At 65.6% G+C, this 12,087-nt stretch carries 10 protein-coding genes; 3 read left to right on the plus strand and 7 right to left on the minus strand.

Annotated elements, in window-relative coordinates:
• Nucleotides 1-65 precede the first annotated feature (65 nt).
• A complete protein-coding gene (locus CDN36_RS11255) occupies nt 66-1,208 on the minus strand; it encodes a ribonucleotide-diphosphate reductase subunit beta (protein WP_150557161.1) in 1,143 nt (380 codons plus the stop codon).
• Nucleotides 1,209-1,783: 575 nt separating this feature from the next.
• Here CDN36_RS11255 and CDN36_RS11260 point away from each other — a divergent pair.
• Nucleotides 1,784-2,746, plus strand: a complete 963-nt coding sequence (locus CDN36_RS11260) for an aldose 1-epimerase (RefSeq protein ID WP_287496753.1) — start codon at nt 1,784-1,786, stop codon at nt 2,744-2,746.
• Between the two features lie 145 nt (nt 2,747-2,891).
• On the opposite strand, the gene CDN36_RS11265 is transcribed toward CDN36_RS11260, so the two are convergent.
• From CDN36_RS11265 to CDN36_RS11285, 5 genes are all read right to left on the minus strand, one after another.
• Nucleotides 2,892-5,843 carry a ribonucleoside-diphosphate reductase subunit alpha gene (locus tag CDN36_RS11265; RefSeq protein WP_150557163.1) on the minus strand — a complete coding sequence of 984 codons (2,952 nt, stop codon included), beginning with the start codon at nt 5,841-5,843 and terminating at the stop codon, nt 2,892-2,894.
• A gap of 378 nt (nt 5,844-6,221) precedes the next feature.
• A complete protein-coding gene (ampD, locus tag CDN36_RS11270; RefSeq protein ID WP_150557164.1) occupies nt 6,222-6,821 on the minus strand; it encodes a 1,6-anhydro-N-acetylmuramyl-L-alanine amidase AmpD in 600 nt (199 codons plus the stop codon).
• A 519-nt stretch (nt 6,822-7,340) separates the two neighbouring features.
• Nucleotides 7,341-7,853, minus strand: a complete 513-nt coding sequence (locus tag CDN36_RS11275; RefSeq protein ID WP_150557213.1) for a DUF1269 domain-containing protein — start codon at nt 7,851-7,853, stop codon at nt 7,341-7,343.
• A 204-nt stretch (nt 7,854-8,057) separates the two neighbouring features.
• Nucleotides 8,058-8,336, minus strand: coding sequence for a PP0621 family protein (locus CDN36_RS11280; RefSeq protein ID WP_150557165.1), 279 nt, complete (start codon nt 8,334-8,336; stop codon nt 8,058-8,060).
• A 6-nt stretch (nt 8,337-8,342) separates the two neighbouring features.
• Nucleotides 8,343-9,227 (minus strand): cytochrome C assembly family protein, encoded by an 885-nt coding sequence (locus CDN36_RS11285; RefSeq protein ID WP_287496754.1) that lies wholly within the window; start codon nt 9,225-9,227, stop codon nt 8,343-8,345.
• Nucleotides 9,228-9,329: 102 nt separating this feature from the next.
• Here CDN36_RS11285 and ffh point away from each other — a divergent pair, with 102 nt between their 5' ends.
• Both ffh and CDN36_RS11295 read left to right on the plus strand, forming a co-directional pair.
• Nucleotides 9,330-10,694 (plus strand): signal recognition particle protein, encoded by a 1,365-nt coding sequence (gene ffh / locus CDN36_RS11290; RefSeq protein WP_150557167.1) that lies wholly within the window; start codon nt 9,330-9,332, stop codon nt 10,692-10,694.
• 194 nt (nt 10,695-10,888) lie between these two features.
• Nucleotides 10,889-11,437: a hypoxanthine-guanine phosphoribosyltransferase gene (locus CDN36_RS11295; protein WP_150557168.1), complete on the plus strand. Its 549-nt coding sequence runs from the start codon at nt 10,889-10,891 to the stop codon at nt 11,435-11,437.
• A 50-nt stretch (nt 11,438-11,487) separates the two neighbouring features.
• On the opposite strand, the gene CDN36_RS11300 is transcribed toward CDN36_RS11295, so the two are convergent.
• Nucleotides 11,488-12,081 carry a MarC family protein gene (locus CDN36_RS11300; protein ID WP_287496755.1) on the minus strand — a complete coding sequence of 198 codons (594 nt, stop codon included), beginning with the start codon at nt 12,079-12,081 and terminating at the stop codon, nt 11,488-11,490.
• Nucleotides 12,082-12,087 lie beyond the last annotated feature (6 nt).

Consider the following 12,087-nt stretch of genomic DNA (forward strand, 5'->3'; position numbering starts at 1 on the left):
CACCATCCTCTCGAAAACCGCATGGTTGCTGGCTTTGCAGCCAGCAACCCTTTCCCGCAGCCTGCTCAGTCCCAGCTCAGTGCGCCGCCGGTCTGGTACTCGATCACACGCGTCTCGAAGAAGTTGCGCTCCTTCTTCAGGTCGATCATCTCGCTCATCCACGGGAACGGATTTTCTTCGTTCGGATAGAGCGCCTCGAGACCGATCTGAGCGCAACGGCGGTTCGCGATGAAGCGCAGATAGCTCTTGAACATGCCCGCGTTCAGTCCGAGCACGCCGCGCGGCATCGTGTCTTCGGCGTAGCGGTACTCGAGCTCGACGGCCTTCAGGAACAGACCGCGGATCTCTTCGCGGAATTCCGGCGTCCAGAGGTTAGGGTTTTCCAGCTTCACCTGGTTGATGAGGTCGATGCCGAAGTTGCAGTGCATCGACTCGTCGCGCAGGATGTACTGGTACTGCTCCGCGGCGCCGGTCATCTTGTTCTGGCGGCCCAGCGCGAGGATCTGCGTGAAGCCGACGTAGAAGAACAGGCCCTCCATGATGCAGGCGAACACGATCAGCGAGCGCAGCAGCTTCTGGTCGGCTTCCTGCGTGCCGGTCTTGAACGACGGGTCGGCCACCACCTCGATGAACGGCAGCAGGAACTCGTCCTTGTCGCGGATCGACGGCACTTCGTGGTACGCGTTGAAGATCTCGCCCTCGTCCAGGCCCAGGCTCTCCACGATGTACTGGTAGGCGTGGGTGTGGATCGCCTCTTCGAACGCCTGACGCAGCAGGAACTGGCGGCACTCCGGTGCCGTGATGTGGCGATAGGTGCCCAGCACGATGTTGTTCGCGGCGAGCGAGTCGGCCGTCACGAAGAAGCCGAGGTTGCGCTTGATGATGCGGCGCTCGTCTTCGGTCAGGCCGTTCGGGTCCTTCCACAGGGCGATGTCGCGCGACATGTTGATTTCCTGCGGCATCCAATGGTTCGCGCAACCGGCCAGATACTTTTCCCAGGCCCACTTGTACTTGAAGGGCACCAGCTGGTTCACGTCCGTCGTGCCGTTGATCACGCGCTTGTCGGAGGCGCTCACGCGGCGCGTCGACTGCGAGGCGATCACACTCGGGGCGTCCCCCTGCGTGCCGAGAATGTTCGGCTGCGGCGAGAGCGGCGCCGCCGGTGCGGCGGGTTTGGCGATGGAGGTGTCTTCTTCCCAGTTCAGCATAGGGTCTCAGTCCGTTCAGGTTGGTGCGATACACGCAAGAGCGCGCATCGCCGAAGTGACAGATCAGCGCTTCGCGTGCGAAGGCCGACCAAAAACTTGCGATCCGGCGGCCGGCTGCCTTTCGCGAGTCGCGCGAAATTCACCGGAGGTCATGCCGTGTTTCGAGGTGATGCAGATGCGCAATGGCGCTGTATTGAACGACGATGCCGACGCGAGAGCCACCACAACATCCTCACCTCCCGACGTCGAATTGGATGACTCCAATTTAGCACAATTGTGTCACTCATTCCAGCGAACGACACTAGATATAGTGTCGCAGTGCACGATAACCACTATACCTAGTGTTTTCGCCCATTCTCCCGATGGGCGCCATCCGGCGCCGCGGGACCGGCATCTTGCCACGAATCGGCCGCTCGCGACAGCCTTCGCGCGCCCGGGTGCGAAGCCTAGCGGCGACAGTGCCGCCGTCGTCGCGGCATTGGCGTATCCTGTGCGGCAAGCGTCGCCGCGCAGCGAACCGGAACGGCAGATTCCGGCGCGCGCATCTTCGACGCAGATGAAGGAGAAACCCGACGATGACTTCCCCCGACGCCGAACGCGCACGCACCGGCACACCCGCCGCCGGCCCCACGCCGCTTACCCTCACCCCCGGCAAGCCGATCCGCCTGTCGGCTGGCACGCTGATTGCGGAGATCCAGCCGGCCTGTGGCGGACGGCTTTCGCGGCTCGCCCGGCGCGACACGCGCGGTGACGATTTCGACTATCTCGTGCCCCTGGGCAACGAGCCGTTCCCCTCGGACGAATGGCCGAAAGCCGGCGCGTTTCCGATGCTGCCGTATACCAATATGCTGCGCGAGGACACGCTGCACTGGCAGGGGCGCGCCATCACCGTTCTCGAGGCGCCGGCGGCGTCCAGTTCGCTGCACGGCTGGGGACTGCGTCGCGCGTGGGAAGTCGTCGACGAGAGTCCGCACTGCTGCGTGCTGCAACTCGACAGCCCCGCACAACCCGAGTGGCCCTGGCACTACCAGGCCTACCTCGCCGTGACGCTCGACGCGCAGGGCGTCGACGTGCAGTTGTCCATCACCAACCTGTCGACGGCCGACATGCCGGCCGGCCTCGGTCTGCACCCGTACTTCCGCTGGCCGGCAGGCGCGCGTCTCACGTTCGAGTCGGAAGCCGTCTGGCGCTCGCCTTCGGAGGACGTGCGCTGGCCGAGCGAGCAACGCGTACACGTGGGCGCGATCGAAGTCGTCTCGGTGGGCGGCGGACTCGACACCGAGGGCCGCTCCACCTGGTTCGCCGAAGTGCCGGCCGACACAGGGCGCTTCGAGGCGCGCATCGACTACGCCGGCGGCCTGCGCTCGGCCACCGTGCGCAGCGAGGACGCGGCATGGCTCGTCGTCCACTCGCCGGCCGGTCGCCCTTACCTGTGCCTGGAACCGTCGACCCATCGCGTGGGCGAGTTTGACGAGGACCACACCGTCGTGCCGCACGGCGAGACGCTCAGCCTCGCAATGCGCATCGATCTGCGCTGAAGGGGACGGCGCCGGCCCGCCCGTCGGCGGCGCCTCTGTCCGCCCGCGCGGCGCACACCGCGCAAAGAAAAAACCCCGTCGGCCCGCAAGGGCGACGGGGTTTTCCGTGTGCCGGGCGCCACATGCGGCCCCCGGCAGACCCGGCTTACTGGCAGGCCTCGCACTCCTCGAAGCCGGGGTCGCCCGGACGCATCGTGCAGACGGCGCCTTCGGCTTCCGGCATCGGCTGGGCCAGCGGCGAAGTCGGCTCGGCCGAGAAACCACCCGACACGCCGCCCGAGGACGGCACCGCGTTGAGCGCGCCGTGGCTCACCGTCGACTTCTCGACGTGCGTGGCGGCCATGGTGCGCAGGTAGTACGTGGTCTTCAGGCCGCGCGTCCAGGCCAGCTTGTACGTCTCGTCGAGCTTCTTGCCCGAAGCGCCCGCCATATAGATATTGAGCGACTGCGCCTGGTCGATCCACTTCTGACGACGCGACGCCGCCTCGACCAGCCACTTCGGCTCGACTTCGAACGCCGTGGCATAGATCTCGCGCAGGTCGGCCGGTACGCGGTCGATACGCGAGAGCGAGCCGTCGAAGTACTTCAGGTCGGCGACCATCACTTCGTCCCACAGGCCGCGAGCCTTCAGATCGCGCACCAGATACTCGTTGACCACCGTGAACTCGCCCGACAGGTTCGACTTCACGTACAGGTTCTGGAACGTCGGCTCGATACAGGCGGACACGCCGATGATGTTCGAGATCGTCGCGGTCGGTGCGATCGCCACGCAGTTCGAGTTGCGCATGCCGTGGGCAGCGATGTGCTTGCGCAGGCTGTCCCAGTCGAGCGTGGCCGACATGTCGACGTCCACGTAGCCGCCGCGCTCCTCGGCCAGCAGCTTGAGCGAGTCTTGCGGGAGGATGCCGCGGTCCCACAGCGAGCCCTTGTACGATGAATACTGACCACGCTCCTTGGCCAGTTCGGTCGACGCCCAGTAGGCGTAGTAGCACACGGCTTCCATCGAACGATCGGCGAACTCGACGGCGGCCTGCGACGCATACGGCGTGCGCAGCAGGTGCAGGCAGTCCTGGAAGCCCATGATGCCCATGCCCACCGGACGGTGATGCAGGTTCGAATTGCGCGCCTTCGGCACCGCGTAGTAGTTGATGTCGATGACGTTATCGAGCATGCGCATCGCCACGCGAATGGTGCGCTGCAACTTCTCGTGATCGAGCTCGTAACCGTTGGCGGTCTGCTTCATGTGCGCCACGAGGTTCACCGAACCGAGGTTGCACACGGCGATTTCGGTGTCGCTCGTGTTGAGCGTGATTTCCGTGCACAGGTTCGACGAGTGCACCACGCCCACGTGCTGTTGCGGCGAGCGGATGTTGCACGGATCCTTGAACGTGATCCACGGATGGCCGGTCTCGAACAGCATGCCCAGCATCTTGCGCCACAGCGCCTGCGCCGGCACCTTCTTGAACAGCTTGATCTCGCCGCGCGCGGCCTTGTCTTCATAGGCCGTGTAAGCCTGCTCGAAGGCCTTGCCGTACTTGTCGTGCAGATCCGGGCAGGTCGACGGCGAGAACAGCGTCCATTCGCCGCCTTCCATCACGCGCTTCATGAACAGATCGGGAATCCAGTTCGCCGTGTTCATGTCGTGCGTGCGGCGACGATCGTCGCCGGTGTTCTTGCGCAGCTCCAGGAATTCTTCGATGTCCAGGTGCCACGTTTCCAGATAGGCGCACACGGCGCCCTTGCGCTTGCCGCCCTGGTTCACGGCCACGGCCGTGTCGTTGACCACCTTCAGGAACGGCACCACGCCCTGGCTCTTGCCGTTCGTGCCCTTGATGTGCGAGCCGAGCGCGCGCACCTGCGTCCAGTCGTTGCCCAGGCCGCCGGCGAACTTCGAGAGCAGCGCATTTTCCTTGAGCGCTTCGTAGATGCCTTCCAGATCATCGGAGACGGTCGTCAGGTAGCACGACGAGAGTTGCGAGCGACGCGTGCCGGAGTTGAACAGCGTCGGCGTCGAGCTCATGAAGTCGAAGCTCGACAGGATCTGGTAGAACTCGATCGCGCGCGCTTCCCGCTCGACTTCGTTGAGCGCCAGGCCCATTGCCACGCGCATGTAGAACGCCTGCGGCATTTCGATGCGGTGACCGTCGATGTGCAGGAAGTAGCGGTCGTACAGCGTCTGCAGTCCCAGGTAATTGAACTGCAGGTCGCGCGAGGCGTCGAGCGCGGCGCCCAGCTTGGCGAGGTCGAACGAGAGCAGCTGCTCGTCGAGCAGTTCGGCTTCGACGCCCTGCTTGATGAAGCGCGGGAAGTACTCGACGTAGCGCGCCGGCATTTCGGCCTGCGGCACTTCTTCGCCGAGGATCTCGCGGCGAATCGTGTGCATCAGAATGCGGGCGGTGACCTGGCTGTAAGCCGGTTCCTTTTCGATCAGGGTGCGCGAGGCGAGGATTGCCGAGTCGTAGACCTGGGACAGCGGCACGCCGTCGTACAGGTTCTTGATGGTCTCGGCGAGGATCGGCTCGGCATCGACTTCGCTGCCCAGGTTCTCGCAAGCGGCCTGCACCACGGCGCGCAGGGCGGCCATGTCGAGCGGGCGGCTCACGCCGTTGTCGGTGACATGCAGCACCGGTGCGGCGGGCGTGGCGGTCTGCGGCGCGGCCTCGACCGCGTGCGCGCGCTCTTGCGAGCGCTTCTCACGGTAGAGCACATAGGCGCGCGCCACGTTGTGCTCGCCTTCGCGCATGAGCGCCAGTTCGACCTGATCCTGAATGTCTTCGATGTGGAAGGTGCCGCCGTTCGGGCGGCTGCGCACCAGCGCGCGCACGACGTTCTGCGTCAACTGCTCCACGAGTTCGCGAACGCGCGCCGAAGCCGCGCCCTGCCCGCCGTTGACGGCCAGGAACGCCTTGGTCACGGCGATCGCGATCTTCGACGGCTCGAAACCCACCACCGCGCCGTTGCGTCGAATCACTTTGTAGTCGGCGTTGGTCGCCGGCTGGAATGCGCCCGTGGTCTGGGGCGCCGACGCACCCGCGCCGTTGCCGGCATTCGCCGCAGGCGTCGGGTTCGGGCGGGTGAGGTTTTCGTTAGTCTGCATGTAAAAAACTCCCGTTCCAATGAGATGGTGCTGTTAGCGCGTCTCTACCGGTTTCAGTGCCGGCAAAAATACGCCCTGGGGGGCGCCGATGGAGCGAAGTGCTGAACACCGCACGACCGACGGACGGCCAAGGGTTCGAGGTGTCCGCTGCACGGCTTTGCTGCTATGCCGCCCCGCGCGAGACGCCGCAGGACAAGCACGGTATTGAGGGTTTTGCTTTCGGCGCCGATCTCCACATCAACCACTAGATATAGTGGTCAGCGCTCGAATTGGCACTAAGTATAGTGGAGATGACGCACTCCGCAAACCCAAAAATTTCTACTGCCGGGAACGCCCGTGGCGCCGTCGTGTCAAGCAAAACCTACCCACGCATGGGGATTAATCGGCCGGCTGAAACGGCAATGCCGCGGGGCTCAGGCCCGCCATCTTGCGCAAGCGCCGCCACTCGAAATGCGGTCCCGGGTCGGTCTTGCGCCCCGGCGCTATGTCGGCGTGTCCGGCCACCGCCCGAATCGGATAACGCTCAAGCAACAGCCGCGTGAGCGCCGCCAGCGTGACGTACTGCGCGGACGTGAACGGCACGTCGTCGGCGCCTTCGAGTTCCACACCGATCGAAAAATCGTTGCAGCGCGTGCGGCCGGCGAACGACGACGCTCCGGCATGCCACGCACGCGCGTCGCACGACACGAACTGCTGCAACGCACCATCGCGCCGCACGAGAAAGTGCGACGAGACGTGTACGCCGCGGATCTCGTCGAAGAACGGATGCGCGTCGTGATCGAGACGGTTCTGGAAGAACGCCGCGATCTCGGGGCCGCCGAACTGTCCCGGCGGCAGCGAGATGTTGTGCACCACGAGCAGCTCGGTCGGCATACCCTGCGGCCGGGCGTCGAAGTTCGGCGACGGCAGATGTTCCGCTTCGCGCACCCAGCCCTCGCCGTCGAGCGTCAACACGGGCAGTGTGTCCGGGGCGTTCATGCGTCACCTCGCGCCAACGCCGCGACGCACGGCACGCCGGACGCGCCCGCTGCCCACACCCGGTCCGTCGCGGCCGAGGCCGGAGCCGCGGCGCGCACGAACGCGCTCGGTGCAACGACACCGTGGCGGGCGTCGCACGAACGGTCCTGACGATCAGGACGATCCGGATGTCTCGGGCGAAGCGGGGATGCGGGCTCACGCCGGAGCGCAACCTTAGGGGATGGAGATGACTGGAGCATGACGGGCACGAAGAACTCCCGTGGAGCGAGGGGAGGCATTGTAGCCCACTTGGCGTGGCGACGCCCCAGGGCGCGCGTGCCGCGAAAGAAGAAGCCTCTCGCCGCACCTGGCCGAGAGGCTTCCGTGGGCGTGACCACGCCCGGGGATGGCGTCGCTCTCGTGTCGCGCGACACGCGCACCATCCCGCGCCGCTCACAGGGGCGGCGCCAAGGGCCGTTGCCGGCCGATGAAACCCGTTCTTGCGTCGTCGAATCCGTCACCTCGCGCCGTGTGCGCCGATCAGGGGAACGCCGGAATGGCAGCTTCCACGCCTTCCATGTGCGCTTCCGGGTGATGCGCCTTGAGCATGTCGCGAATCTCGTCGACGCGCCCGTCCCGCACGTCCACCATCAGCAGGATCATGCCGCGCTCGAGCGGTTCGCGAAACGCCTTGAGTCGCGAGTTCGGCACCGACACGCCGATCATGCTCGACACCCAGGCGCCGAAGAGCGCGCCGAGCGGCGCCGTCACGATCATCAGCTCCCACTGGGGGCGCGTACCCACGATGGGGAAAAACGCGGCGACCGCACCGACGGCCAGCCCACAGAAACCGCCGATCACGAGCCCGGCTTCCGCGCCGTGCACGATATCGGAGGTCTGAAGCAGGTTCGCCTCGTGCAGTCCCTCCAGGTCCATTTCGTCACGCGCCATGAAGTGGATGTGACGCTCCTCGATCCGGGCAAGCAGCAAGTCGCTCATCGTGCGCTGGGCACTGGCCAGATCGGGAAGAAGGAAATACATCCGTCTGCGCATTAGCATAGTGCGCCCTCCTGTCGTCGCCCCCCTTCGCGCGCCTTGTCGCGCGGCTTGTCGCGCGTCTTGTCGATGGGGTCGGTAACTGAGTTTTAGTGCATGCGACAGGCATGTGCAAGGCAGCGCGCTGGCGCCGCCTTGCCGCCTTGAGGAGAGCGAGGGAAGAATGCGGTATCGATGCGCGCACGGTTCGCGCGGGCGCGCTCAGGCGCGGCGTTCGCGCGCGAGATAGGCGTCGCGATGCGCGCCGCTGCAAAAGTGCGTGCCGCCGGCGCCCGCCACGGATTCGCTCTCGGGAAGGTAGGTGTCGCATTCGTCGCAGCGCACCATGCGCTCGGCCGGCGGCAGCGACTGCTGCGCCGTCGTGCGTGCGCCGTTGGACGGCGGCGCACGCATGCGCTCGGCGTCGCGCTTGCGCTCGTTGTGGCGCATCCACCAGGTCCCGGCAATCAACAGCAGGAGTAACAGCAGGATATTGCGCATCGCGCTTCAAGTCTCCGTCATGCGATGCAGCACCACCTCAAGGACGAAGCGAGAACCGACATACGCCAGCAACAGCGCCACGAACGACGCCAGAACCCAACGCAGCGCGACCTTGCCGCGCCACCCGTAGAAGTGCCGCCCGAGCAGCACCGCCCCGAACATTACCCACGACACCACCGCGAACACCGTCTTGTGATCGATGCGCACGGCGCGCCCGAACAGCGCCTCGGAGAACATCACGCCCGAGATCAGCGTCAGCGTGAGCAGCACGAAGCCGGCGCCGATCAGGCGGAACAACAGCTTCTCCATGGTGAGCAGCGGGGGCAGCGTCTCGAGCCAGCGGGAGAGCCAGCCGGTCGCCTCGCCGCTTCGCGAGGGGTGCAGGTGACGCTCCGCATAGATCATCAGCAGCGCGTGAAGCGCGGCGAGCGCGAACAGCCCGTAGGCCATGTTGGCGATGATGAAGTGCGCCTTGAAAATCGGATCGGCCGCAAAGCCGAGAATGCGCACATCCGGAAAAATCATCGGCAACAGACACGCGACGGCGGCCACCGGTGTGACCATCAGCCGCAGGCTGTCGAGCGGGAAGAAGAAACTCTCGATCCAGTAGATGCCCACCGAGAGCCACAGCATGGCCGAGAGCATGTACGCGAAGCCGAAGTGCATGCTCTGTGCGCGGAAGATCGTCTGATGCAGCAGCACCCCATGCAGCACGAGCACGACGAACAGCGAGAGCTGCATCGGCCAGCGCGAGGGCGTGCCCGCGACCGGCGCAGGCGCGAGCTGCCCGCCCGCCAGGGCGAGCGCGGCGTCGCGCCGGTAGCCTTGCCACGAACAAACCGCCAGCCCGGCGTAGAGGATGGTGGTCAGCGCATACAGTAAAATAGTCATGTCTGAAGTTTACACCAGCCCATGAGGGGCGCGCTGCCGTGCCTGCCATCCTCGCCGAGGACGCGCGCGCGGGGCCACAGCCGGTCTTACAGGATACGTTTCATGCTCGACAATCTCACTACGCGCCTCGCCAAGGTCGTCAAGACGCTGCGCGGCGAAGCCCGCCTGACCGAGGCCAATACGCAGGAAATGCTGCGTGAAGTGCGTCTCGCCCTGCTCGAGGCCGACGTCGCCCTGCCGGTGGTGCGCGACTTTATCGCCAAGGTGAAGGAAAAGGCCCTCGGCGAGGAAGTGATCTCGAGCCTCTCGCCGGGTCAGGCGCTCGTGGGCGTGGTGCAGCGCGAGCTCACCGCGCTCATGGGCGGTGATTACGAAGGCCGCGCCGCCGAGCTCAATCTCGCGACCACGCCGCCGGCCATCATCCTCATGGCCGGCCTGCAGGGCGCCGGCAAGACCACGACCGTCGGTAAGCTCGCCAAGCTGCTGCGCGCGCAGAAGAAGAAGGTGCTGACCGTCTCGACCGACGTCTACCGTCCGGCCGCCATCGCCCAGCTCGAGACGGTGACGCAGCAGGTCGACGCCGACTTCTTCCCCTCGCAGCCCGACCAGAAGCCGGTGGACATCGCCCGCGCGGCGCTCGACTGGGCGCGCCGCCATCACCATGACGTGCTGCTCGTCGATACGGCCGGTCGCCTGGGTATCGACGAGGCGATGATGCAGGAAATCAGCGCCCTGCACGCGCAGTTGAAACCGATCGAAACGCTGTTCGTCGTCGACGCCATGCTCGGCCAGGACGCCGTCAACACCGCCCGTGCGTTCAACGACGCACTGCCGCTCACCGGCGTGGTGCTCACCAAGCTCGACGGCGACTCGCGCGGCGGTGCGGCGCTGTCGGTGCGCCACATCACCGGCAAGCCGATCAAGTTCGTGGGCGTGGGCGAAAAGCTCGACGGTCTCGAAGTCTTCCACCCGGACCGCATGGCGAACCGGATTCTCGGCATGGGCGACATTCTCGCGCTCGTCGAGGAGGCCCAGCGCGGCGTGGACGTGCAGGCTGCGCAGAAGCTCGCCGAAAAGGTCAAGAAAGGCGGCGACTTCGATCTGAACGACTTCAAGGCGCAGATCGGGCAAATGAAAAAGATGGGCGGCCTGTCGTCGCTCATGGACAAGCTGCCCGCCCAGTTCCAGGCCGCCGCGAGCCAGACCAACATGGACCAGGCCGAGAAGCAGGTGCGCCGCATGGAGGGCATCATCAACTCGATGACGCCGGCCGAGCGCGCCAAGCCGGAATTGATCAAGGCCAGCCGCAAGCGCCGCATCGCGGCCGGTGCGGGCGTGCAGGTCCAGGAGGTCAACCGCATGCTCAATCAGTACGACCAGATGCGCACCATGATGAAGAAGCTCAAGGGCGGTGGCATGATGAAGATGATGCGCAGCATGAAAGGCATGATGCCGGGCATGCGTTGACGCGCCGCCACGCCGCCACGCCGGTAGCGGATGTTCCGGCCGGCGGGCGGGGATCGAGGCACGAGTCTCGGGCGTCACGGCGCTCTTTCCGTACCGACGGCCTTTCCGTATATACTCCGGGCCGCATTCGGCGAACGCCCGGCGCACCGAGCGACATCGCCCCCACGCAACACCGTTATACAGGGTCGCCCCATATGAACCGCGAAGAAGCCCTCGAAGTATTCCGTAACTCCGAAGAAATCGTCTCCGCGGCCGAGGTCAACGCCTCGGTCGATCGCATGGCCACGGCCATCAAGGCCGCCATCGGCGACGAATTCCCGATGGTGCTGTCGGTCATGGGCGGCGCGGCCGTCTTCACCGGCATGCTGCTGCCGCGTCTGGACTTCCCGCTGGAGTTCGACTACATCCACCTCTCGCGCTACAACAACACGACCACCGGCGGCGCGATGCAGTGGCGCGTGGCGCCGCGCGATTCGGTGCGTGAGCGCGTGGTGCTCGTGCTCGACGACATCCTCGACGAGGGCGCCACGATGGCCGCCATCCGCGACCGGATTCTCGAGATGGGCGCCTCGAAGTTCTACAGCGCCGTGCTGTGCGAGAAGATCCTCACCAAGGAAAAGCCGTCGCATCCGGACTTCTGCGGCTTTACAGTGCCGGACCGCTATGTCTTCGGGTGCGGCATGGACGCGAAGGGCTACTGGCGCAACCTGCCCGCCATCCGTGCGCTGACCACGCCGCGCTGACCGGCACACGGCGATGGGGCGGGCGGCGAGGCCGGGGCGCGCCGCTCGCCTCAGAACTGGTGCACGAAGATCCGCACGCCCTTGAGGATCATCTCGACCGAGATCGCCACCAGAATCAATCCCATCAGACGCTCGAACGCCGCCACGACGCGCGAGCCGAGCAAACGCTCGATGCGCTCGGCGAGCAGCAGCACCACGGCACAGACGGCCATCGTCACGCACAGCGCCGTAATCCACTCGAGCATGCGCCCCGGCTGTTGCGAGACCAGCAGCATCACCGTGGCCAGCGCCGACGGCCCGGCCAGCGCCGGGATGGCCAGCGGCACGATCAACGGCTCGCCGGCATCGGGCAGCGTACCGTGCTCGTGCCGCGGGAAAACCATCCGCAATGCGATCAGGAACAGCACGATCCCGCCCGCGAGTTGCAGCGACAGATCGGTAAGGCTCATCATGCGCAGGAAGCGCTCGCCGACCAGCATGAAAACGAGCAGGATTGCGAACGCGATGAGCACCTCGCGCACGATCACCCGCGGTCGGCGCGCCGGCGCCACATTCTTCAGGGCGTTGACGAAGATCGGGATATTGCCGAACGGATCGGTGATGAGCAGCAACAGCACCGTGGCTGACGCAAACGTGTATTCCATGGAGAC

Source organism: Pandoraea sp. CB10b_02, assembly GCF_002216225.1.
Lineage (GTDB): Bacteria > Pseudomonadota > Gammaproteobacteria > Burkholderiales > Burkholderiaceae > Pandoraea > Pandoraea nosoerga.